At 65.0% G+C, this 23,471-nt stretch carries 19 protein-coding genes; 7 read left to right on the forward strand and 12 right to left on the reverse strand.

Features of this window, described 5'->3' with window-relative positions:
- From QRN45_RS09130 to QRN45_RS09145, 4 genes are all read left to right on the forward strand, one after another.
- The gene (locus tag QRN45_RS09130; RefSeq protein WP_284763046.1) at positions 1-465 is read left to right on the forward strand and encodes a GatB/YqeY domain-containing protein; all 465 of its coding nucleotides are present in this window, start codon (positions 1-3) and stop codon (positions 463-465) included.
- Between the two features lie 28 nt (positions 466-493).
- Positions 494-1,357, forward strand: a complete 864-nt coding sequence (locus QRN45_RS09135) for an HNH endonuclease (protein ID WP_284763047.1) — start codon at positions 494-496, stop codon at positions 1,355-1,357.
- Positions 1,358-1,561: 204 nt separating this feature from the next.
- Positions 1,562-1,942 carry a YegP family protein gene (locus QRN45_RS09140; RefSeq protein ID WP_284763135.1) on the forward strand — a complete coding sequence of 127 codons (381 nt, stop codon included), beginning with the start codon at positions 1,562-1,564 and terminating at the stop codon, positions 1,940-1,942.
- A 113-nt stretch (positions 1,943-2,055) separates the two neighbouring features.
- Entirely contained in the window at positions 2,056-3,648 is a 1,593-nt protein-coding gene (locus tag QRN45_RS09145) for an AMP-binding protein (protein ID WP_284763048.1), read from the forward strand.
- A gap of 12 nt (positions 3,649-3,660) precedes the next feature.
- Here QRN45_RS09145 and QRN45_RS09150 read toward each other — a convergent pair whose 3' ends face one another.
- The 3 genes from QRN45_RS09150 to QRN45_RS09160 form a co-directional block, all read right to left on the reverse strand.
- Positions 3,661-5,817 carry a bifunctional polysaccharide deacetylase/glycosyltransferase family 2 protein gene (locus QRN45_RS09150; RefSeq protein WP_284763049.1) on the reverse strand — a complete coding sequence of 719 codons (2,157 nt, stop codon included), beginning with the start codon at positions 5,815-5,817 and terminating at the stop codon, positions 3,661-3,663.
- Between the two features lie 622 nt (positions 5,818-6,439).
- On the reverse strand, positions 6,440-11,269 hold the full coding sequence (locus tag QRN45_RS09155) for an NAD-glutamate dehydrogenase (protein WP_284763050.1): 4,830 nt from the start codon (positions 11,267-11,269) through the stop codon (positions 6,440-6,442).
- Positions 11,270-11,443: 174 nt separating this feature from the next.
- Positions 11,444-11,620 carry a CsbD family protein gene (locus QRN45_RS09160; RefSeq protein WP_241708619.1) on the reverse strand — a complete coding sequence of 59 codons (177 nt, stop codon included), beginning with the start codon at positions 11,618-11,620 and terminating at the stop codon, positions 11,444-11,446.
- Between the two features lie 145 nt (positions 11,621-11,765).
- On the opposite strand from QRN45_RS09160, the gene QRN45_RS09165 reads away from it, so the two are divergent.
- Positions 11,766-12,737 (forward strand): magnesium transporter CorA family protein, encoded by a 972-nt coding sequence (locus tag QRN45_RS09165; RefSeq protein WP_284763051.1) that lies wholly within the window; start codon positions 11,766-11,768, stop codon positions 12,735-12,737.
- 10 nt (positions 12,738-12,747) lie between these two features.
- Here QRN45_RS09165 and QRN45_RS09170 read toward each other — a convergent pair whose 3' ends face one another.
- The gene (locus QRN45_RS09170) at positions 12,748-14,406 is read right to left on the reverse strand and encodes a phosphodiester glycosidase family protein (protein ID WP_284763052.1); all 1,659 of its coding nucleotides are present in this window, start codon (positions 14,404-14,406) and stop codon (positions 12,748-12,750) included.
- A gap of 462 nt (positions 14,407-14,868) precedes the next feature.
- Between QRN45_RS09170 and QRN45_RS09175 the strand changes: the two genes are divergently transcribed.
- Together QRN45_RS09175 and QRN45_RS09180 are read left to right on the forward strand one after the other, a co-directional pair.
- Positions 14,869-15,453 carry a histidine phosphatase family protein gene (locus QRN45_RS09175; RefSeq protein ID WP_241708624.1) on the forward strand — a complete coding sequence of 195 codons (585 nt, stop codon included), beginning with the start codon at positions 14,869-14,871 and terminating at the stop codon, positions 15,451-15,453.
- Positions 15,419-16,858 carry an alkaline phosphatase family protein gene (locus tag QRN45_RS09180; RefSeq protein ID WP_284763053.1) on the forward strand — a complete coding sequence of 480 codons (1,440 nt, stop codon included), beginning with the start codon at positions 15,419-15,421 and terminating at the stop codon, positions 16,856-16,858. The genes QRN45_RS09175 and QRN45_RS09180 overlap by 35 nt, the downstream gene beginning before the upstream one ends.
- Positions 16,859-16,879: 21 nt before the next feature.
- Here QRN45_RS09180 and QRN45_RS09185 read toward each other — a convergent pair whose 3' ends face one another.
- The 8 genes from QRN45_RS09185 to QRN45_RS09220 form a co-directional block, all read right to left on the reverse strand.
- Complete coding sequence (locus tag QRN45_RS09185) at positions 16,880-17,989, reverse strand: AI-2E family transporter (RefSeq protein ID WP_284763054.1); 1,110 nt, start codon at positions 17,987-17,989, stop codon at positions 16,880-16,882.
- A 62-nt stretch (positions 17,990-18,051) separates the two neighbouring features.
- Positions 18,052-18,504: a DUF1003 domain-containing protein gene (locus QRN45_RS09190; RefSeq protein ID WP_241708628.1), complete on the reverse strand. Its 453-nt coding sequence runs from the start codon at positions 18,502-18,504 to the stop codon at positions 18,052-18,054.
- Between the two features lie 26 nt (positions 18,505-18,530).
- Positions 18,531-19,700 carry a carboxylate-amine ligase gene (locus QRN45_RS09195; RefSeq protein ID WP_284763055.1) on the reverse strand — a complete coding sequence of 390 codons (1,170 nt, stop codon included), beginning with the start codon at positions 19,698-19,700 and terminating at the stop codon, positions 18,531-18,533.
- Between the two features lie 100 nt (positions 19,701-19,800).
- Entirely contained in the window at positions 19,801-20,004 is a 204-nt protein-coding gene (locus QRN45_RS09200; RefSeq protein ID WP_078105172.1) for a hypothetical protein, read from the reverse strand.
- 79 nt (positions 20,005-20,083) lie between these two features.
- The gene (locus QRN45_RS09205; RefSeq protein ID WP_241708632.1) at positions 20,084-20,698 is read right to left on the reverse strand and encodes a TetR/AcrR family transcriptional regulator; all 615 of its coding nucleotides are present in this window, start codon (positions 20,696-20,698) and stop codon (positions 20,084-20,086) included.
- Between the two features lie 222 nt (positions 20,699-20,920).
- Positions 20,921-22,087, reverse strand: coding sequence for an NAD(P)/FAD-dependent oxidoreductase (locus QRN45_RS09210; RefSeq protein ID WP_284763056.1), 1,167 nt, complete (start codon positions 22,085-22,087; stop codon positions 20,921-20,923).
- The gene (locus QRN45_RS09215; RefSeq protein WP_241708636.1) at positions 22,084-22,278 is read right to left on the reverse strand and encodes a ferredoxin; all 195 of its coding nucleotides are present in this window, start codon (positions 22,276-22,278) and stop codon (positions 22,084-22,086) included. Before QRN45_RS09215 ends, QRN45_RS09210 begins: the two co-directional genes overlap by 4 nt.
- On the reverse strand, positions 22,275-23,447 hold the full coding sequence (locus QRN45_RS09220; RefSeq protein WP_284763057.1) for a cytochrome P450: 1,173 nt from the start codon (positions 23,445-23,447) through the stop codon (positions 22,275-22,277). Before QRN45_RS09220 ends, QRN45_RS09215 begins: the two co-directional genes overlap by 4 nt.
- Positions 23,448-23,471: the final 24 nt, after the last annotated feature.

The following is a 23,471-nucleotide window of genomic DNA, read 5'->3' on the forward strand; positions in this document are numbered from 1 at the left end:
ATGAGCACCTTGAAGCAACGCCTGCATGCTGACGTCGTCGTCCACATGAAGGACCGCAACAAAATTGCCCTCACGACGGTCCGCAACGTCCTGGGCGAAATCGAGACGCGTGAGAAGTCCGGCAAGACACCCATCGAGTTGGACGACACCCAGGTGACGGCGCTGCTGCAAAAGGAAGCCGCCAAGCGCCGGGACACGGCCCGCATTTACACGGAGGCCGGGGAGGCCGAACGCGCCGCGGCGGAAATCGCCGAGGCCGAAGTCATCGAGGCCTACTTGCCTACAATGCTGACATCCGGCGAAGTCGAGGACATCGTCGACGAGGCAATCGCCGCGTTGAAGGCCGGTGGCACTGAACTCTCGGTCAGGCAGATGGGGGCCGTGATGAAGCCCGTCACGGCAAAGGTCGCCGGCCGCTTCGACGGCAAGGCCGTCAGCGAAATCGTCCGAAACCGACTCGCATAATTTCACTGGCACGCAGGGAGGAGCAGCCATGGTGGCCATCATCCTGGGATGGAATCCACGGCTTGGGAACGACTGGAACTACGAGGCTGTAATCGAGCAGGTCGCCGAAACAGGGCAATTCCTGGAGCGGTGGAACGTCGGGCGGCACCGGAAGATCCAGCCTGGCAACCAGGCATGGCTTCTCCTGCAAGGCGAGGGCCAGCACGGACGCGGGCTGATCGGACACGGTGTGGTGATGTCCGAAAGCTACGAGGCGCCACAACGCACGGGGCCGAAGAGCAGTGCGCGGTACGTCAGCGTGTCCTTCGATGCCGTGCTCCCCCTGGGCAGCCAAATACCATCCAGTGTCCTCACCAGTGAAGTGCCGGATGTGGCCTGGAATACCTTGCGCGGTTCCGGGCGGTCACTTCCGGCAGAGTCGGAACCCGGACTTCAGCGCTTGTGGCGAGAGCACGGGCCGGCAGCCTCGGAACCGTGCCGGATCGTCCCCGGAACCTACCCGGAGGAAGCCGTCAGCCGGATCGATACGAACCGCTACGAACGGGACCCTGAAGCGCGTCGCGTCTGCTTGGCTTTCCACGGAACGTCCTGTGCCGCGTGCTCTTTCTCCTTCGAAGTAAGCTACGGCGATATCGGCAAGGACTACATCCACGTCCACCACGTGGTTCCCGTTTCACAGCTTGGCGGCAATTACCGGCTGGATCCCATAGCGGACCTCGTGCCGCTGTGTGCCAATTGCCACGCCATGGCGCACCGGGGCGTGGGCAATCCCCGCACTGTGGCGGAGTTGCGGCGGGCGATCGCCGCCGCCGGACACTTGCCGGGCCAGATTGTAGACGACAGGGCCTTGACCGCACAGGACGACGCGCACAGGATCCTCGAGCAGCATTGAACGTCGTTCCGTCCCGAGCACTAGCCAGCCAGGGTTCTTCACCGTATTTTGGTTAACTACACCGTGTGGCGAGCACCATGCACTGTGAGTCAGATGATCCATTTGCCGGCTGAAAGACCGGGGCGCAACGTCGCGCCCCGGTCCCGGCGAAACCTACCGGGCGTCACGCGCCGCCCGCTGTTCGGGAGGATACGCATGACCGGGATGTTTGAACTCTTCATCGACGAGGACACGAGCTTCAGATTCAGGCTCAAGGCTCCGGACGGAACGGTGGTAGCCGTCTCCAAGTCCTTTCCGGACAAGCGGGCCGCAGTGTGCGGCATCAGTGACGTACGCGAATATGCAGGAATGGGCCTGATCACCGATCTATGCCCCGAAGTCCCACTTCGCGGACCATCAACCACGCCACCGGTTCCCGTCGTACGGCAACCCAGTCCTGCCCCCATGCCGCCTAAGCCACCGATGCCGCCTCTTCCGGTTCCCCCACGGCACCATAAACCACTCCCCCAAAGAGACCGGAGCGGCCATCCTTGGCACACTCCCGCCTTGGTCGACGCGTCCCGCGCAGACTTGGTTGAGGCGTAGACCCTTCCGCTGAAGGGGCATCCGGCCCCGGCAGGCCTTGTCCCGGCCCCGCACCGCCGGGTGTAATGGACCCACGACGGCGACTCCCGGCGTCGTGCGTCGAAGGAGCCGCCATGTTCACCAGCCCGTACGCTGATGTCGAGATCCCCGAAGTCACCATTTATGAGTACCTGTTCGGTGGTCTGGGCGACGAGGACCTTGACCGGATTGCACTTGTGGACGGCACGTCCGGCGCGGAAATGAGCTACCGGCAACTCGTCAGCCGAATCGATGCCACCGCAGGCTGGCTCGCAAGCCACGGGGCCGGTCCCGGGACCACCGTGGGCCTTTTCTGCCCCAACGTGCCGGCGTTCGCCGTCGTCTTCCACGGTGTCCTCCGTGCGGGCGCCGCCGTCACCACGGTCAACGCGCTGTATACCGCCGATGAGGTAGGCAGCCAGCTCAGCGACGCGGGCGCCTCCTGGCTCTTCACCGTCTCGCCGTTCCTCGAGCGTGCGCACGCCGCGGCGGTGGCTGCCGGCATTCCGGCGGAACGGCTCGTGGTGCTCGACGGCGGCGACCTCACCACTGCCGCGGGGCATCCCTCGCTCGCGGACGGGCTGGAAGCCGGCCTTCCCGCGCCGACGCTCAGCGTCGATCCGCACGCCGCCGCCGTCGTGCCCTACTCGTCCGGCACGAGCGGCACGCCGAAAGGCGTCCTGTTGAGCCAGTACAACCTCGTGGCGAACGTCGCCCAGTCGAGCGCCTTCTTCCGGGTGACTCCCGACGACGTGCTGCTTGCCGTCCTGCCTTTCTTCCATATCTACGGGCTAACGGTGCTGCTTAATCTCGCCCTCGGCGAGCGGGCCAGGCTCGTCACGATGCCGAAGTTCGACCTCGCCGAGTTTCTCCGCATCGCACAGGACCACCGCTGTACCTACCTCTTCATCGCGCCGCCCATCGCCGTCGCACTGGCGAAGCATCCGCTGGTAGACCAATACGATCTTTCCTCCGTCCGCGCGGTGCTTTCGGGAGCGGCGCCCCTCGACGGTGAGCTGGGGCACGCCGTCGCGAAGAGGCTCGGCTGCACGATGCTCCAGGGTTACGGGATGACCGAGCTGAGCCCTGTATCCCATGCCATTCCGCGTGACGGCGCCGAGCGCGTCCCCCTCGACTCGGTGGGCTACACCGTGCCGAACACGGAGTGCAAGCTCCTCGATCCCGCCACGGACGAGGAGATCGACGTCCCGGCCGAGGGACCGAGCGCCCCGGGACAGCTCCTCGTCCGCGGCCCGCAGGTCATGCTCGGCTACCTGAACCGGCCCGACGCGACCGCTGCGACGATCGACCCGGATGGATTCCTCCGCACGGGCGACATCGCGACCGTCACGGCTGACGGCATCGTGACGATCGTCGACCGGCTCAAGGAGCTGATCAAGTACAAGGGCTACCAGATCGCGCCCGCTGAGCTCGAAGCCCTCCTGCTCACCCACCCGCGTATCGCGGACGCCGCGGTCATCGGCATCCACGCGGACGACGGCGAAGAGGTACCGAAGGCGTTCGTCGTCAGGCAGGCGGGAGCCGAGCTCGGGGACGGGGACGTCATGGAGTTTGTCGCCGGTCACGTGGCGCCGTTCAAGCGCGTGCGATCGGTCGAGTTCGTCGAGGTGATTCCGAAGTCGGCGTCGGGGAAGATCCTTCGGCGGGAGCTGCGCGCGAAGGGCTAGGAGGTTACCGCTTTATGCGGTCGGCGGCACGCGCAGGCTTCCATACCTCTCCATCCGATGCCATCGCAGGTGCACGCCCGCCAAGGCCGTGACTACCGACTGGATGACGACGAGGTACATGAGCTGCCGATAGACGAACTGCTGAAGTGGAAGGGTCCACAGTGGGCGAAGCGACTCATTGTCGAGCCGGAACGCATAGGCCGCCATGAGGAATTGAACCAGGAGGAACACAAGCCAGAGCGCCGCGATCCGGACCGGATCAAGGAAGATCAGGCCGTAGATGGCAAAGACATCCACTACCGGTGCGAACAACGGCAGCAGGACCTGCAGGACGAGCAGGTAGCCAAGCCCGCGTCGGCCGAGCTTGCCGGCCGCGCCGCCCTGCAGAACCGCGCCACGGTGCTTCCACATCGCCTGAAGCGTGCCGTAGCACCATCGGTACCGCTGTTTCCACAGCGCCCCGAGGCTTGCGGGTGCTTCGGTCCAGGCCCTGGCATCGTCTTGGTACACGACGCGCCAGCCGTCGCGGCACAGCGACATGGTCAGGTCCGTGTCCTCGGCAAGGGTGTCGTCACTGACTCCGCCCACCCGGAAGAGTGCATCGCGGCGGAAGGCGCCAATCGCCCCTGGGACGGTGGGCATGCACTCGGCGATGTCGAACAGCCTGCGGTCCAGGTTGAAGCCGACAACGTATTCGATGTGCTGCCAGGCGCCGAGGATCCCTCCGCGGTTGGCGACTTTGGTATTACCGGAAATTGCGCCCACCCGAGGGTCGGCGAAAGGCTGAATGAGGGCGTGGACCGTTTCCGGCTCGAAGACTGTGTCGCCGTCGACCATGACCACAAGTTCGTGGCTGGCGGCGGCAAGCCCGGCATTCAAGGCCGACGGTTTGCCGCCGTTCTCTTTCCGGATCAGTGTGACGCCCGGCAGGCCGAGCCTTTCCACGATGTCCGCGGTATCGTCGGTCGACCCGTCGTCAACCACGATGATCTCCACCGGATGGCTCGAGGCGAAGATCGATCGGACTGCGGCTTCGATGCCGGCCGCCTCGTTGTACGCGGGGACGATGACGCTGACCGGCTCGATAACCTCAGGCCGGACCGGCACGTCCACCCGGCGCCGACTGCGGCCGGCCGCTACCGAGCGTCGCGCCGCTCTCCGGTGGCGCGCCGCGAACACCACCACGAGGACGGCCCGGACCACCGTCACCACTCCGGCCGCAACGAGCGCCCACGAGATGGCGGTGATGAAGAAGTCGCTGAGCCGGATTCCCCATATCAACGCGGATCCGCTGGCCTGCTCCCCCGCGGAGGCATCGCGCATGCTCGCGATTCCGACGGCGTCTCCCGCGGTCGTGACCCGGAACCCTTGATCCGCGAACTTCGTGAGGACGGAGTCGAGGGCGGCGACCGTCTGTTCCCTGTCTCCACCGCCGTCGTGCATGAGGAGCACCTGGCCCTGCGGGCCTGAGGGCGTGAGATTCTTCTCGATCGTCGCGACGCCGGGCCGCTGCCAGTCCTCGCTGTCCCGGGTAGTGAGGACCGTGAGGTAGCCCTGATTGGCGGCCGCGCGCATTGCCGTCCAGGTGCCGTCCCTGACGGCGTCGTTCTCGGAGCTGTACGGCGGCCGCAGGAGCGTTGCCGCGCGGCCCGTGATTCCGGCGATGACCTGCTGGTCGCCCTGCACTTCAAGCTGCTGGCGCCACGCCGGGGCGCTTCCCAGGTCCCCATGAGTCAACGTGTGCACGCCGATCTCGTTACCGTCCGCCAGGATGCGGCGCACAAGGTCTGGATTGTCGATGGCGGCCGAACCGACCACGAAAAACGTGGCATGGACATGGTGCTTGCGGAGAACGTCGAGAATCCGGGGCGTCCAGACCGGGTCCGGACCGTCGTCAAAGGTCAAGGCGAGTGTGCGGTCCGGTGGACTGACCGTACGGACGGTCCCGCCGCGGGAATCGACCACCGGGCCGCCGTGCGAGACCGCGTCCGGGACAGACCCGGCAGACCCGCCGGCAGCGACGGAGTCATCGCCGATCCCTGCCAAGTGATGCATGTACCCCTGCACGACGAGGGCAGCAGCCAGCGCCAACAGGACAGCCACAAGGATGAACCAGTGTGCCTTGACGCTGACCGGAGCATTGCGCTTGCTTAAGCGGCGCGCACTCACGGGTGCGTAGGCGTGAACGGTCTCGTGGCCTGGCCCGGAGCCGTCCCGCTCTTGCCCGGGCTCGTCGGCGACGTGACGGGCGCGGGAGTGGTAATCGGGGCGAAACGGGCAGCCTGCTGCGTGGTCGCACCGGTAGGCGCTGGTGCCACGGGCACGGGCACGGACGACGGCGAAGTCACCAGAGCCTCAAGCGTCGTCGGCGCCAAAGGGGCAGGCAACCGAGCACCCCCGGTTGGGAGCCCGGCTCCGGCAGAAGGCGGTGCTGGTGGGGATGACGGAAGATCCCGGGCCACTGGGGCAACCGGAACAGGCGCCGGGGGCTTCGCTGCGGTCGGTAGGGGCAGGTATGGCGCGGCAACGTTAGGCCCTCCCATGAACGCAACGAGAAGGAGGAGCACATACCCTGCCACGAGCCCGAGGGCTCCGAGCCCAATTAGCTTGAGCCTGCGCAGGCGCCGGCCTGATGCGTCGACGAAGACGGGCCCACGCGGCGCGGGCCCCGATTGATCGGGCGTTTCATTTAAAGCTGCCATCGCGCACCAACCTTAGAGGATTCGCATTGCCTACCCCAAAAACGTCATGTGCGAAGTCGTTCCGCTGGCAGTGTATTCAAAGGAGCCTCCTAGCGCTTCGCCAGCGTGCGCAGGAGTTTCAGGGCCACGGAGATCGACGCGAGGTCCACCTGCCCGGGTTTGGTGACCTCCACGAAGGTGTCCTTGATCCTCCCCAGTTGCTCTTGGCGTCCGCTCTCCCACTCCACAATGCGGTCCACGGCGGAGGCGCCGGAGTCGCCGCTTGCCCGGGTGGCCCGCATGACGGAAACGGTGATGTCGACGACGGCGGAATAGGCGTCGTCGCGCAAGGCCGCACGAGCCAAGGCTTCCCACCGGCTCTGCCTTGGCAGGTCAGTGATGCGCAGCAACAGCGTTCCCACGCCGATCCAATGAATGACCGTGTGGTACATGTCGGCGATCGTGGTGAGTGGCTCCTCCACCTGCTCCGCCACGAGCGAGATGTCCAGGAGGGAGAAGCTCTCCAACAAATCGGAGGCCCGCCGCCCCAGATCACCCGGCATCCCGGCGTCGTTCCAATGCGTTAACCTCTGCTCCGCGCGGTCAAGGTCCGAGCCGCGGAGAAATTCGGTGGTCCGGGTCCGCAGCAGGTCCAGGGTCGGCCCGATCCTCCGCAGGGCTTCGTCGATGGTTTGGTCCCGGTGATCGTGTGTCACGTACCACCGGGTTGCGCGGTCGAGGAGCCTGCGCAGTGGAAGGGCAACCGCGGCTCTGTGTTCGCCGGGAAACCCGGGAGGCAGGCTGGCGACCCTGTCCACGAAGCGCTGCAGCCCATAAGCCTCGCGAACAACGACGAAGGCCCTCGCCACGGCCGCGGCGGCGGCCGTGGTTTCCTCGATGGCGCGGAAAGCGAAGGTGATCCCTCCAAGGTTGATCATGTCGTTGGCCACCACCGTGCAGATGATCTGCCGACGCAGGGGGTGGGAGTCCAGCTCAGCATCAAAGCGCTCGGACAATTGGCGTGGAAAGTAGCCACGAAGGACCCGCTTGAACCAAGGATCATCGGCGAGGTCGCTCGCGGTGAGCTCCCTGGCCAGCTCGATCTTCGCGTACGCTGCCAGCACCGACAGCTCCGGCGAGGTCAATCCGGTGCCGGCCCTTAGCCTGTCCTGGAGTTGTTCCGTGCTCGGCAGGGCCTCGAGGCCGCGGTCCAGGTCCGCCGCGTCTTCCAGCCAGTCCATGATCCGCTCAAAGCCGGGATTCAACTCGAGCGCCAGGTGCCGGTCGTTGAAGAGGAGGACGTTCTGGTCAACGTTGTTTGCCAGGACCAGGCGGCTTACCTCGTCGGTCAGGGAATGCAGGAAGCCTGCCCGTTCGTCGGGGCCAATCTTCTGCGCAGCAATCATCCGGTCAACGAAGATCTTGATGTTGACCTCGTGGTCCGAGCAGTCCACACCGGCGGAATTGTCGATCGCATCGGTGTTGAGGAGGACGCCGGCGAGGGCTGCCTCTATCCGGCCGCGCTGCGTGAAGCCCAGGTTCCCGCCTTCCGCCACGATCTGGGCCCTCAGCTCGTTGCCATTGACCCTGATGGCGTCGTTGGCCTTGTCTCCGACGTCTGTCTGGCTTTCCGTGGAGGCTTTGACGTAGGTTCCGATGCCGCCGTTGTAGAGCAGGTCCACGGGTGCCCGGAGAATCGCCTGCATCAGCGCGTGGGGCGGCAGCGAGGACGTCCCCGGCTCCAGGCCGAGGGCAGTCCGGACCTGCTCGGTGATCCCGATGGCCTTGGACCGGCGGGAGTGGACGCCCCCGCCGGCGCTGATCAGCGAAGGATCGTAGTCGGCCCAGGACGAACGCGGAAGACGGAAGAGACGCTTGCGTTCTTCGAAGGAAGCTGCCGCATCGGGGTCCGGGTCAAGGAAGATGTCCCGATGGTCGAAGGCCGCCACCAGACGGATGTGCGGCGAGAGCAGCATCGCGTTACCGAACACGTCGCCGCTCATGTCGCCGATGCCGCCCACGGTGAAGCCCCCGGTCTGTGAATCCATGCCGAGCTCGCTGAAATGGTTCTTCGCGGATTCCCACGCCCCACGGGCCGTGATGCCCATCTGCTTGTGGTCGTATCCCACGGATCCCCCGGACGCGAACGCGTCGCCGAGCCAAAAACCGTACTCCTGGGCGACCGAATTGGCTGCGTCCGAAAATGACGCTGTTCCCTTGTCCGCTGCAACCACCAAGTAGTAATCATCGCCGTCATGGCGTACCACGCCGGCCGGTGGCACCACTGACTCTCCCCGGTCTGTGGTGAGCAGATTGTCCGTGAGGTCCAGAAGGCCCTTGACGAAGATTCGGTAGCAATCCAGGCCTTCAGTGAGCCAGGCTTCGCGGTCCGCGCCGGGGTCCGGCAACCGTTTGGGATAGAAGCCTCCTTTTGCCCCTGTGGGCACAATGACGGAGTTCTTCACGTTTTGTGCCTTGACCAGTCCCAGTACCTCTGTCCGGAAATCCTCGCTTCGGTCAGACCACCGCAAACCCCCGCGTGCCAACGTCCCGAATCGCAAGTGAACGCCTTCCACCCGCGGCGAGTACACCCAGATCTCGAACTTCGGCCGTGGAAACGGCGCACCGGCGATCGCGGCCGGATTGAGTTTGAAGCTCAAGTGGGCCTTGTCCAGGAAGTAGTTGGTCCGCGTTGTGGCTTCCACGAGGTTCATGAATGTGCGCAGCAGACGGTCTGCGTCGAGGACCGGGATGTCATCGATCGCGGCCAACAATTCCCTCTTCGCGTCTGCGGTGTCCCTGTCGCGGTCGGCTTCGTCCAGCCCGGGATCGAACTTCGCGTGGAACAGCGCCAGGAGGGCGCGGGTCGCCCGGACGTTGGCGACGAGCGTCTCGGCGATGAATCCGTACGAGTTGGTGGTCCCCAACTGCTGGAGGTACTTCGCGTAGCCTCTCAGGATGACGGCCTGCCGCCACGCAAACCGTTCCCGGATGACGAGGGCGTCGATCCGGTCGGATTCGATGTCCCCCCGCATGGCGGCCGCGAAGGCATCCGCGAGCAGTCCGCTGGTTTCCTCAGGGTCAACGCCGCCGGGATACTTCACGCCGAGGTCGTAGAGAAACAGCTCCCGGCCACTCCGCCGAAGCTCGAATGGCCGCTGGTCCAGCACTTCAAGCCCGAAGTTGTGCAGGAAGGGCAGGATCTGCGTGAGGCTCCTGGGCCGTGTCAGGTAAAGGCGGATCCGGGCGTCCTCAACGAGCGTGGTCGGCGCGTCCTTCCTGACATATACGGTGAGCAACGGATCCCCGTATGGCCTGCCGCCCGCGCCGTCCAGGTCGAACGTCTCGAAATTGATGATGTCCCCGACGGCGGCCTCCGCCTCGTGGACCGCGCGATAACCAGGCGGAAAGGCGTCCGGCCAAAGCCCGGCGAGCCTTGCGGATTCCGCCGCCGGGAAGCGGTCGCGGATTGCGTCCTCGAGCGCGTCCGACCATGAACGCGTGGCAGCTATGAGTCGCCGCTCCAGCCGGGAGGCGTCGACGACGTCGGTGCCGCCCGCCCGGACGTCCCGCGCCGCCGCGCCCACATGGATCCGGAAGAACACCCGGGCCATGGCTGACCCGGTCAGTCGGACCTCGAAGTCGACAGAGTCCGCCTCGAACGACCTCTTGAGTTCTTCTTGCATCAATAGTCGGACCGCCGTGCTGTAGCGGCGGCGCGGGAAGAGGACGAGGGCGGACACGAACCGTCCATGGCTGTCCGGACGAAGGAATACGCGGATCCGCTGCAGCACCTCGGCATGAAGGATTTCGTCCGCGAGGCCCGCGAGCTCAGCCGCCTCGATGTGGAACAGCTCGTCCCTCGGAAAGGTCTCCAGGACAGCCGTCAAGTCCGTGGCCTGGTGCGACCGGGGCGGAAACCCCAGGTCCACGCTGACTGCCTGGACTTTCTCGCGGATGACCGGAATCCGCAGGACCGACTGGTGCGCGGCGCCGGACGTGAACAACCCCAAGAAGCGCCGTTCGCCTGTGACCTGGCCGGCGGTATCGAACATCGGCACGCGCACTTCGTCCAGGTAGGACCGCCTCAGGACTGTGGACCGCACTTCCGAGGTGGAAAGGGCGAGGGCTTGGGACCCGCGGATGTTGGGTAAGCCGGGCCAGTCGCCTCCGCCGGCGTCCCTTGGCGGCCGCCTCAACAGACCCAGCCCGGAGCCTTGCCGTTCGGAGAGACCTTCCTGGCCGCCCGCCGTCGTGTGTTCTTCTTCGGCGTAACCAAGGAACAGGAAGTTTCCGTCGTCGAGCCAAAGAAGCAGCTCACTGAGCTGTTCAGGGGGCGGCACCACGTCGCGCGGGAATCCGTCCACGGAGGCTACCGCTTCCGCGACCTTGCCGCGGATGGCGGCCGCGTCTTCGGCGGCAACCCGAACATCATCCAGCACTCTTCGCAGGTTTTCCGTCAGTTCACTGACGGCCGCCGCGTCCGGCAGCCGGCCGATCTCCACAGCAATCCAGACCTCTGTTTCCCCGGCCTCCGGTGGGGCTTCGCCTTCCACGGACGTTCCAAGCCGGACGTCCAGCAGCTCGCGGCTCACCGGGTCGCGAAGCACCCGAAAGCTACGATGAACAAGCAGGGTGATCGGCGTGTCGCCGCGGGTGAGCTCCGCCGTGACGGAGTGGACAAGATACGGGATGTCCTCTGCCACCACGGCAATGACGCTCGCATCCAATTCGGTCAGGATCCCGACGACGGCCTGCCCGGGCGGGCGCGGGGACGACACTTTCAGATGGTGCGCAGCCCGCGCGCGGAGCGTCTCGGAACCGTAGCTCCGCAGATCCTCCGGGGGCACCTGGGCAAAGTATTCGGCCAGGAAATCTTCGCTGGGCTCAAAGGAATCCACTGAATCCGACTGCTCCGCCGGGACCGATTTACGTGCCATGTCACCGCGCCTCCACTGCGGGTACCACTCGCAAAACTGCGGTTGACGATCCAGCCCCCGCGCCTTCATTCATCATGGCGGGCGGCGGGAACCCCGTCCAGTAGTGGAATGAGGCCACAATGCAGATGCGGGCGCGGGCCGCATGGCCCGCGCCCTGCTGTCGACGTCGGAAGACTAGTGCTTCCTGAAGGCGCCTTTGATCTTTTCGCCTGCCAGCTTCAGATCGGCCCGGACCTGACGGGACTTGCCCTCAGCCTTCAGCCGGTCATTGCCGGTGGCCTCGCCGGCCGCTTCCGTGGCCTTGCCATGGAGCTTCCCGGCAGCGTGATGGATCCTCTCACCCCAACCCATGATGGCTCTCCTTAGTCGGCGGCCCGCGGCAGGACACCGTGAGGCCGCACTTAAATTGTAGGGACGGAAGTCCGGCAAGGCACGTCCCCGCCGGGAAACCTCACCACTCAGGAAGCACGGATTCTCGTCCCGTACCATGGGGCGGATGGTGTTCATACGGCTATACCGCGAAGGCAAACTCGAACGCGACGACGTCCGCGCCCACGAAATCGAAGCCCTGGCCCGCCAGGATGACGTGGTGCTGTGGATCGACTACACGGACCCGGCGGCGGATGACCTGCTCGGCGTCGAAACGGTATATGGGCTCCACCGCCTCGCCGTCGAGGATGCCGTCCACGACTTCCAGCGGCCCAAACTGGACCGGTACCCGAACCATCTGTTCCTCTCGGCCTACCAGGCGGCGCTGCAGCCCGGCACCGGCGAACTGGCCGTCGTCGAGCTCTCGGCATTCGTGACCCACAACGCCCTCGTGACTGTGCACGGGCCCGAGTTCGACACCGACAAGCTGACGGCGCACTGGGACGCCGAACCCGACCTGGCGCAGCACGGGGTGCCATTCCTCTTCTGGGGCCTGTTGGACATGATCGTCGACGGACATTTCGATGCCGTCCAGGAGCTCGATGGCTACATCGACGCCCTCGAGGAGTCGCTCTTCGAGGACCACTCCCCTGACCACGACCTGCAGCGGAAGACCTTCGAACTCCGCAAAAACCTCGTCCGGCTCCGCCGCATCGTCCTGCCCATGCGTGAAGTCCTCAACACCCTCCTCCGGCGGGAGGACCTGGTCGGCTGCAGCCCGGCGATGCAGCCCTTCCTGCAGGACGTTTACGACCATGTGCTGCGTGCCTCGGAATGGACGGAGTCGCTCCGCGACCTGGTCACCACCATCCTGGAAACCCACATCAGCATCCAGGGGAACCAGATGAACCTGGTCATGAAGAAGGTCACCAGCTGGGCCGCGATCATCGCCGTCCCCACAGCAGTGACAGGCTTCTTCGGGCAGAACGTGCCGTTCTTCGGCTTCCAGAACGATTACGGTCTCTGGCTATCCAGTGCACTCATGGCCGGCGGTTCGATCTTCCTGTACCTGGCCTTCAAGAAGCGGGACTGGATCTAGCGCGGGAGCCCTACTGTCCGTCCTTGCGGCCGGGAAGCACCAGCAGCGCGTCCCCGATGGCACGTTCCGATCCGCCGGACGGGCTGTTCTGGACCTTCCCTTGGGCAACCGCTGTTGTTGAACCTCCGCCATCGAGGTTCATGGCCTGGACCATGCCGAGCGAGAGTGCGACGTCCGCCTCTTCCTTCAGGCTCAGTCCCAGCGAGGCAGTCGATCGTCCATCCGCGGTTACAAGCATGGTCCTGCCCTGGGCGTCGGTCCCGGCGAAGGTCCGGGGGTTCCGCTTGTGGACCCACCCGTAGTAGAAGCTGTTTCCATCGTTGGGGTGCACCATGCCGTCATGCCGCACCGTCACGTCTTCACTGCCGTCCTTGACCAGCAGCGGGCCGCCGTTGACCACGCTCGTGGCCTTGTTCGTGTGCAAGGGTTTCCCGTCCTGGCCGAGCAGTCCGGCGTCGATCCTCAGCTTCGCGCCTACAGGAGCGAGGGCGCGGAGCCGTGCGACGTCGGTTCCGGTGGCCTGGATGGTGTGTCCGCCCGCAGGGACGGCCGCGCCACGGGTATCGGCGATGGAGGTAACGGTGTCATGGCTGTCTACCATCACTTCAAGGCCTGGACCGGCAGGCGTGGTCGGACCGAACTTCGGAGTGAAGGTGACGAGCTCGTTGGAGTTCGTGCAGGTCACGTCCTGGAGCGGGCCTGAGGTAGGCAGGTCGTTGGCGCCCCCGCAGTTGCGGATCAGGCCGGGTACCCGGTCGATGCCGTCCAGAGCGGCTTCCCCGGAAGGGGCGGAGACCTTCCCCGCCCAGGTCAGCCGCTGGATGCTGCTGGAATTCTTCTTTCCGTCAATGACGAAGGCCGGACGGTCCGCCACGGCTTCGCTGAGAACCCTCCCTCCGTACACACCGACGCCGGCGGGGTCACCTTCGGCGCCGGCCTTCGGGTCGAAGACGAAGAAGCCCGCGTTGACAGCCGCGAGGGCGTGGGCGTCCGATGCCAGCTGGCTGGTCGTCTCCCGCTTCTCAAGATCCGGGCCGAACGAGGCGGCGAGCTGGCCTTGGTACTTCCCCGGGTCGACCGTGATGACGTCAAGGTTCCACGGTCCGCGCGTCGTGGTGCTGGTCCCGGCGTCGCCGTCCCACCCGGTGTAGATCACGGAGGAGGCGAAACCGGCGGCCTTGATCTGCGCGACGAGGGCCGCGCCGTCGGCCTGCGCGGCAAGGTGGCCGGCACGGACCCGGTAACCCAGATCGCCTCCGGCGTCGGCAAGCTGCGGAGACTGGACATGTTCAACGCGGGCATCGACGCCGCCAGCCTTGAGCTTGTCCGCCGTGCGCTGGGCGGTGTCCTGGCTTGAGAGCGCCGACGCCGGAGCATCCGGATCCGGCGAATCCGCGGGGATGGCCACTTCGGCCGTCCAGAAAAGCGAAGAGTCCGCTCCGCCGCGGCTGATTTTGGTCAACGTAACGCCGGGGGCGAGGGTCGTCACCGTCCGGCTCTCGGGAAGGTCCGCGGCGCCAAGGTTGAGGTGCGAACTCTGATCCGTGCCGTTGTCACCAATCCGGCCATCATCCGCCTGGGCTGGGCTCACGGGGCTGAGGAGCGCCGACACGACAGCCACGACCAGTCCGCCGGTGAGGGCAGTGCGGTGCTTAAGGGAGTCATTCATGCGTCCACCGTATAAAGACCGGGCCGTCGCCCGGGCCGGTTTTACGGGTTGACGATGCCTATTGACCGAACCTTCATGCCACGTTCACTTGTACGCGGCATGTTCCCTACGGCCAGAAATCCCGGTTCCGCCAGACCCCGACGGTGGGCCTGGGAACCCGGCTTAACCCCACGGGGTCGAAGGAACCATCCTTGGGCGCCGCGGCGTCCGTATACGACTCTTGAGTATCACCTTGCGATACGTCGTGTGGCTCGTCAGGCGACTGCTGGCTGTTGGACACAACTCCCCCTTGATATTTGTCCAGATTGGCGTGGGTACGAGCTGCCCCTCAGTCCCCACACGCACAATATTATGAACAGCTGGTTATTGAAAGAGTTATAGGCGGTTAACCGAGAGATCTTCGGTGGAATCCCGGATTCCGGCTTGGAGCCACGTCGAAGGACTCAAGGCAGAATGGACAGCATGCCCCAGACTACGTTTGCCCTCGTCCGCCACGGCCAGACAGACTGGAATGCCCAGCGCCGGCTGCAGGGATCCACCGACATCCCGCTGAACGGCGTCGGCCGCGGCCAGGCGCGCGACGCCGTCGCTGTCCTCTCCGGTGACGAGTGGGACGCCGTCGTGTCGTCCCCCCTGAGCCGGGCTGCGGAAACCGCCGCGCTGATTGCTGCAGGGCTGGGGCTGAGCGTGGACCGCCACATACCTGAGCTCACCGAGCGCCGCTTCGGGCCTGCCGAGGGCCTGCGCGCAGGACCAGAACTGGAAGCACTGCGCATTCCCGGAGGCTTCCGCGGGGCGGAAAGCGAGGAGGAAGCAGCGTCCCGCGGCTTGGCCGCGCTGGAAGCCCTGGCCGAAGAGTTCCGCGGCGGACGCGTGCTTGTTGTCGCCCATGGGACATTGCTCCGTCTGAGCCTCGGCCGCGCGGTCGGCCGCACCCTGGACAGCATCGACAATGCCGTGCTCAACCTTGCCCACCACCATGCCATTGACGGGTGGCGGCTCGAATACTTCAATGGTGAACGCGTCATGGCGAACGTTCCCGGCTGAACACCGCCGAACCGAAGGCATATCCGCCAGGACGGCGGCGTGGGAGACTGTTCAGCACGCACAGGAACTCTTTCCGAAGGGGATGGTCACCGTGGCGGCAACCGGTCTCAACGCCGTCGAGCACATTGTCGTCTTGATGCTTGAAAACCGCTCATTCGATCACATGCTCGGATACCTCCATGCCGATTCCGGCAATGTTTCCCCCGCGGGCGACCCGTTCGAGGGCTTGACCGGCACGGAGTCCTGCCCCGGAACCGATGGCAGTCAAGTGGGCGTCTATCGCTTGCTCCCCTCCACTCCTGACGTCTACTTCATGCCGGGCGCCGACCCCGGAGAGGGATACCAGGCAACGAACGAACAGCTCTATGGCACCGCCGCCGCGCCGAAAGCGGGGACGGTTCCGTCCATGACCGGCTTTGTGAGCAACTATGCCGGCGCCATCAAGGACAACCTGGCCAAGGGCTGGCATGTGGTGCCGGGAACAACGGAGCACATGATCATGGGCTGCTTCACTCCGGAGACCCTGCCCGTGTTGTCGGCAATGGCTAAGGGATTCGCCGTCTGCGACGCGTGGTTCGCGTCAGCTCCCACCATGACGATGCCCAACCGGGCCTTCGCCTGTGCCGGCACCAGCCAGGGCAACCTTGATGACAAGGCCAAGCGGTTCACCGTACCGAGCATCTTCGGGCACCTGGGCAACCACGGGATTCCGTGGAAGATCTATGGCGAAACCGCGTCGCCCTTGACGAAACTCGACTTCGACGACACCCGGCACGCTCCGGCGTCGAACATTGGCCTGTTTACGGACTTCCAAGCCGACGCTGCGGCCGGCAAGCTGCCCGCGTACGCGTTCCTTGAGCCTTCCTGGTCCTCGACGGGCAACAGCGAACACCCCAACTACAACGTCGCGCTCGGCGAGCAGTTCCTGCTCGACGCTTATCGCGCCGTCCACGACGGGCCGGCGTGGGACTCCACCCTGTTCATCGTCACGTATGACGAACACGGCGGCTGCTACGACCACGTGGCTCCGGCCTGGGGCGCGACGCCGCCGGACAACACCCCAGGGGAATTCGGCTTCGATTTCACCCGGTTCGGGGTGCGGGTGCCGACGGTATTGATCAGTCCGCTCATCCCGGACGGCACCGTCTTCCGGGCTCCAGGTCCTGTCCCGCTCGATCACACCAGCATCCTGGCGACCGTCGAACATCGATGGAATCTGCCGCCCCTCACCCACCGGGATGCAGCGGCGCCCGACGTCGGCGCGGCCTTGAGCCTCGCCGTCCCCCGCACCGACGACCCCCTCGCGGGCGTTCAGGCACCTGCTCCTCCGCCGACCACGAGGGCACTGGCAGAACAACCGTCCCACCTGCAGCAGTTACACGACGAACTCCTCGCGCAACCGTAGCATTTTGGCCCTGGGTTCTGTTCAGGCCACGGTTCCATCGCCGGACTCGATGCCCGCCGCTTCACCGCGCCCCGACCACGTCTTGATGGCGGTCCAGGCAACAGCTGCGGTGGGCACTGCCAACAAGGCACCGATAATCCCTGCGAGCATCGTGCCGATGGCCAATGCCAGCAAAATGGCCAGTCCATGAATGCTCAGGACCTTGCCCATCAGGACGGGTTGGAGAAAATGGTGCTCGAGCTGGTTGGCCGCCACAAGAACAGCGAGGACGATGAGCGAGGTCACCGGACCGTTCGAGATCAGGGCGACACCCACGGCGAGAGTACCTGCCGCAGTGGAACCAATGATGGGGATGAACCCGCCGATGAACACAAAAACGCCCAGGGGCAGGGCGAGCGGGACACCGAGGATAGCCAGGACGGTCCCGATGATCAGGCCGTTCACTGCTGCGATCAGGGCTGTGCCCCGGACATAGCCTCCCAGCACGGTGGCGCTTCTTTCCGCAGCCAGGTGCGCCTTTCCGCGATGGGCCGCCGGAAGGAATCCGAACAGGAACGTCCTGATCCTCTCGCCGTCCTTGAGGAAGAAGAACAAGATCACCACCATGAGAACCAGGCCGGCCAGGATTTCACCGACAGTACGGGCGCCGGTCAGCGCTTCGGCACCGAAGCTGCTGCTCGTGAAGAAGCGCTGGATGGAATCGGCTACGGAGCGGAGTTGCTCGTCGCTGACTCGGAAGGGCCCGTTGTTCAGGAATTGGTGCAGTTGGTCGATACCGGCAGTGAATTTCACGGCAAGTTCCTTGGATTGCGCCCTGATAAGGAGGACGATTCCGGTGATGACCCCGCCGAAAACTGCAAGGATCCCCACGAACGATGCTGCGACAGCAAGGGCACGTGGCCACCGGTGGTCAGTCAGCCAACGCACCAGAGGTGAGATTGCGGAGGCAAGAATGAGCGCGATGGTGACCGGGATCATGACGAGCGGCACCCTGGTCATCGCCCACACAATCACCGAAACAAAGATGATGACCAGGAGCATCTGTGCCGAACGGATCCCGGCGCGGCCCAGGCCGTCAGACCAGATCGTTGACATTTTGGGATTGTTCGGCGAGTCATTGCTTTCAGTCATGGAGTTCCTTCCTGGTGGTTCCGGCGCGGATGCCCCGCCGTCGTGCCTTTAGCCATCGTGCATTAAGAACGTTCCAAGCTCTTGCCTGCGCTTGTGTCGATCCTGATGTTCCCTGCGGCTGCCAGTTCCTGAAGTTCCCTAAGGATCTCCAGTTGCTGGCTGTTGATGGCCATGAGCAGGTCGATTTCCTCTTTGGATTTCACGTTGGTGTCATGATCGTGCCGGGACATCACCGCGGCAATCGCATCCTGGCGCTTGGCGGCGATGAGGAGGATGGCTCCCTGCAGCCCTGCCAGCATCGAGAGGAAGAGATTCAACAAAATGTAGGGATATGGATCCCACGAGTTGTTCGCCAACGCCCAGCTGTTGATGACCGCCCAGAGAATCATGAACCCGACAAAACCGCCGACGAACGGCCAACTGCCCATCCCGTTGCGCATGACATCCGCGGCGCGTTGACCCTTCGTCAGTGATTCCTTGTGGCTTTCGTGCCAGGTCTTTCCCTTATCGCTCATGCCTCACCCTAACGGGGCACGACCAGCTAGCCCGCAACGAGCGCGGCGGTCCCTGCTTCAGAAGCGAGGTACGGTTCGCCGTTGTGCTGGTGATCAGCGGGGTCGAGGTGGGTAACGCCTGTTGCGTATGCGACGACTCCGGCGAAGCTGCCGGTGCGTTCGTAGGCCTGCCGTTGCCGGGCGGCTCCCGTGCCCTGGCTGAAGATCCTCTGCAAACCGTCCGTGGCGTAGAGTGCGTCCCCGGTCTCTTCGAGGGCATCGCGGACGTGGGAGAGGAGAGCACCGAGGACATGCGCTGCCGTAGCGGGCTTGTGGGTTATCGGGTCGAGCAACTCTCCGTGCAGGCCGAAACGGCTCGACCGCCACGTGGCCTGGCGCAGGACCGTGGCAGAAACCATGTCCGGCAGTTGGCCGGACTGCCATTCCCTGGCGGCAGTCTCCACCAAAGCACGCACCAAGGCCGCAATCAGGACGGAATCGCGGGCATCAAGGCAAACATCCGACACACGGATCTCGACTGTAGGGTGCCGGACGGAAAGCCTTGCATCAAAGTCCGGGTTCATGACCACCCCGGTACCCGACAGGTCCGCCACCAAGGAGTGATAAGCCGCGGCTGATCCGAAGACATCGGTGGGACCGGCGCTGGACCATCGGTTCCAGGCTTGGGTCCGGAAACTGGCATAACCGCTGTCGGCCCCGTTCCAGAACGGTGAATTCGAACTCAGGGCAGTCAGCACCGGGAGCCATGACCTGATCCGGTCCAGCACTGCGACGCCTTCCTCATCCGAGTCGACGGAAACATGGACGTGATATCCGCAGGTCAACTGCTCTCTGGCCGTCAAGGCGAACTTTTCCAGGAGGGCGTCGTAGCGCTCAGTGTTTGTCGCATGCGGCGTGACCGCCAGCGGCGACGTCGCGAGAGCGGCAATTCGGGCCCCCGCCTTCCGGGCGAGCGAATCGGCGTACGAACGTCCGGCCCGTATTTCGGCGGCGAGCCCACTCAGCCTGCTGTGCGGCGAGGTGATGACTTCGACTTGCTCCTGCTGAAGCTCGATCGCCAGCGTCGGGCCGACAGGAGGAGCCACGCCCTGGAGGCCGGCGCCATGAAGGCGCAAGATATCCCCGGCGAGGGGCACCGGACTGCCGTTCTGGGGATCTACGATCAGGAATTCTTCTTCAACGCCAAAAGTACGCACTTGCCAAGTGTGGGCCACAAAAGCTGCCGCCGATGACCACAAGTCGCAGGACCTCTAAAGTCAAACGTCTCTCGCCTGTGTCCGAGGCGCGCAAGTGCTCTCAGCTGGCCGGCGTCACGACGTCTTCCAGGACTGACCTGTCAAAGAATCGGATCTCGCCGGTCGCCTGGAAGTACACGGGAACAACCGATGTGTTGGCGTCCTTCGAGGTTTCGTAGATCTCCGGCGCGCTGCCGTGTTTCCGGGCGATGGTTCCTACCAACTCGGTGCCGCGAACGCGGACGGTTCGATACTTGTAGCTCATGTGGACCCCTATCCTCAGCCAAGGCAAACGCTACTCCTGTGAAGCGCAAAGACCAGCTGAGCAGCTGCGTAGAGCTTGATTATCCTTCATCGCAGAGCAAGTGGTACCAGCTGTCGGCGAGGACTTCGAGCGCGTGGTCGCGGTGTGGTTCGAGCTTGCGGCGCGTCCAGAGCGTCGCGACGTAGTCCAACTGGGTGAAGGCGAGTGTTCCGCGGATGTGGTGCGTTTCTTCGGGGAAGCGCCCCGCCAGCTGCATGCCACGGACGATGTCGGAAATCACTTCCTGATGCCATCCATCCACCAGGGTCCGCACTTCGCGATCGACTGCAGCGGCTTCGTCCAGCACATCGAGGTACGGACGGAAGACCGGCCAGAGCGCAGCACGCGACTCGAGCCAGCCAAGGATGCCCGGTAGCTTGCCCTCCCGTACCACGTCGACGAGTTCGACGGCGGTAGACGCCTTGTCGGGGCCGTCGGCGCGGTCGAGCACGGCGTTGACGCGCGCCATGAAGTCCCGCATCAGGTCACTTCGCGAGGGGTAGTAAGCGTAAAAAGTCACGCGGGTGGTGCCTGCAGCAGCGGCGATCTCGTCGATCGTCGTGGCAGCGTAGCCCTTCTCGGTGAAGAGCTCCAGCGCCCGTTCCACGATCATGTCGCGGGTCAGCTGCTTCTGGGCTTCTCGCAACGACGACATGGCTCAATCCTAACCGTGGTGTGCGGCAATTGTGCGGAGGAAGAACAAAGGATGCACGTCGCCAAGCGGCCTGACATGCCGTAAAGATGGTCCCGCCTCCTGGAATTTGGCGATATAAGTGAGCGAGGGTCTTGGAATCTGGCGGTTTATCTGAGCCGGGGTCCGGGAATTTGGGCGTATATGTGAGCGAGCGTCTGGGTTGAGGCGCCACCGCTGGTTCCGTTAGGGGCCGGCGTCGGCCAGGCGACGCAATTTCGGGACCGGGATCCGATAGTTGATCGCCGCCGCTGTCCCGGAACCGTCCTTGTTCGTCCAGCGCAGGAGCATCGAGTCGCGGCCCTCCCCCGGCTCGCAATAGTCCGGTGCGCCGGCCACCGGCGTGAAGCCGATTGACTTGAGCGACAAGCCGAAGGCCTCCGTCCAGAAGTATGGCTGGAAGGTAAACCGTGGCGCCGCGTCGCCCTTGAGCAGTCCGACGGCGGCAGCCTTGGCCTGGTCGATGGCACTCGTCCATAAGGGCACTCGCCGTACCCCGCGGCTGCTCGGGAAGTACGCGACGTCTCCGGCGGCGACGATATCCGGCCGGAGCCTGCCACGGGAGTCCACCCGCAGCCCTCCATCGACGAGGAGTGGCGTGCCAGCCAACCAGCCGGTGTTCGGCTCGTCGCCGACGGCGGTGACCACCAGATCCGCCGAAAGCTCGGTGCCGTTGGCCAGCGCAACCCGCGCTCCGTCGTCGGAGTCCAGCAGGCGGGCTTTCCCGCCGGCAACCACGCGCACTCCACGCCGGATGGCAGCGGAGGTGAACACCTCCGCCAGGTGGTCGCCAAGCTGGCGCGTTAGGGGCTTGGCGTCGGCGACAAGCGTGACGTCGCAGCCAAGGTGCAAGCATCCCGAGGCGACCTCCATTCCGAGTGGCCCACCGCCGATCACGACTACCGAGGGACGCGATGCAAGGCGTTCCTTGAGCATGATCGCATCGTCGATGGTGCGCAGCGTGAGTTCCCGGGTGGAGCCATGACCGTCCGCTCCCGCCGCGAGTCGCTTCGCCCGGGAACCGGAGGCGATGACGAGGCCGTCGTACGGCAGTGCATCGCCTCCATCGAGACGGACCAGCCGTGCGTCGACGTCCAGTCCCTTGGCGCTCACGCCCAGCAGTTCGATCGCCCCGTGGCCCGGCTCGGGAAGTTCGTGCGCCTTGAGAGCGTCAATTCCGTTCCCTTCTGTACCGTGCAGCAGGGCCTTCGACAGGGCCGGACGGCTGTACGGTTGATGGCGCTCGGCGCCTATCACGGTCAATTCGCCATCGAAGCCCGCCGCGCGCAGCGAGTCGCAGGCTGTGAGCCCGGCGATGCCGTTGCCGACCACCACGATCCTGCGCATGGTCATGCCGCAGCCAATCGGAGCGCCGCGACCGGGCAAACCCTGACCGCCGCCTTCGCGGCATCAAGACCGGCCCCCTCCACGACCGGCACATCGATGACCAATTCGCCGTCGAGATCCAGGTGCATCAGCGTGGGCGCGGCCTCTTCGCACAGGCCGTGGCCTTCGCACCGCGGACGGTCCAGTTCGATCCTCATGCCGCCACCACTCTTTCAACCTGGAGCGCCTCGAAGCTCCGCGTAATATTGCTTGGCTCACGGACCCCATCGGAGAGGGTCAGGGATTTCACCCTGCGGGCAAGCGCTTCGATGATCGCATGCGCCTCGAGTTTCGCGAGTCCCTGGCCGGCGCAGCCATGCGGTCCGTAACCGAACGAGAGGTGGTCCACGGGGTTGCGTTTCACATCGAAGGTGTCGGGGTTCGCGTAGTGGCGAGGATCCCTGTTGCCGGCGCCGAAGAGGATGCCCACTTGGGCGCCTGAAGGAATGGTGACTCCATCGACCTCCACGTCGCGGGTAGCCTTGCGCCCCCAAATGTGGACCGGCGCCCAATAGCGCAGCACTTCGGCGAAGGCCGCGGGAACCAGGTCCGGGTTCGCCCGCACCAGTTCGAACTGATCGGGGTGGTGGCCGAAGAGCGCGACGATGTTGCCAATGGAGGCGATGGTCGTGTCGACGCCGGCTCCCAGGTACTGGTGGATGATGTGGCCCGCGGAGCCCGCCGGAATGTCCCCGCGGGTCTCGGCGTCGAAGATGCCGCGGCCGATGGAGCCGGGAGCAAGGTCGTCCGCGGTAACCGATGAGCACCAACCGTAGAGTTCGCCGGCGATCGGGAAGCTCTCCTGGGTGCGCTGGTTCAACGGACCTATGACCTGCATCGCTGCCTGGCCCCAGCGCAGCATGTTCTCCTTGACATGACCGCTGAAGCCAATGAGGTCGGCGACGATTTCGATCGGGAATGCCCGGGCCAGGGCATCGATTGCCTCGAAGCTACCGCTCGCGGCCAGTTCGGCGACGAGTTTGTCCGCCTTTTCGTCGATGACGACTTTGAGGCCGCGGAGGGCCCGCGGGGTGAGGTTCTGCGACAGCGTGGCGCGGAGCTGCGTGTGGATCGGCGGGTCGGAGGCCAGGGAGGTGCCCTGAAGTGCCTCGTTCACCATGGGGTTGAATCCGATGCTGGTGGACGAGAAGGCCTCCGGATCACCGAGCGCGTTGCGGATGGCGTCGTAGCGCGTCAGGACGTAGAGATCGTTCTGAGGAAGGTGGACCACGGAAGCCTCCTCGCGGAGCGCAGCGTAGCTGGGATAGGGGTCTACGAGGATGTCGTCGTCCCAAATGTCGATGTCTGACTCGATGGGTGCAGTCATGGTGTTCTCCTTGCGGTTCGTAGG

This window comes from Arthrobacter sp. efr-133-R2A-63 (assembly GCF_030209795.1).
Lineage (GTDB): Bacteria > Actinomycetota > Actinomycetes > Actinomycetales > Micrococcaceae > Arthrobacter > Arthrobacter bambusae_A.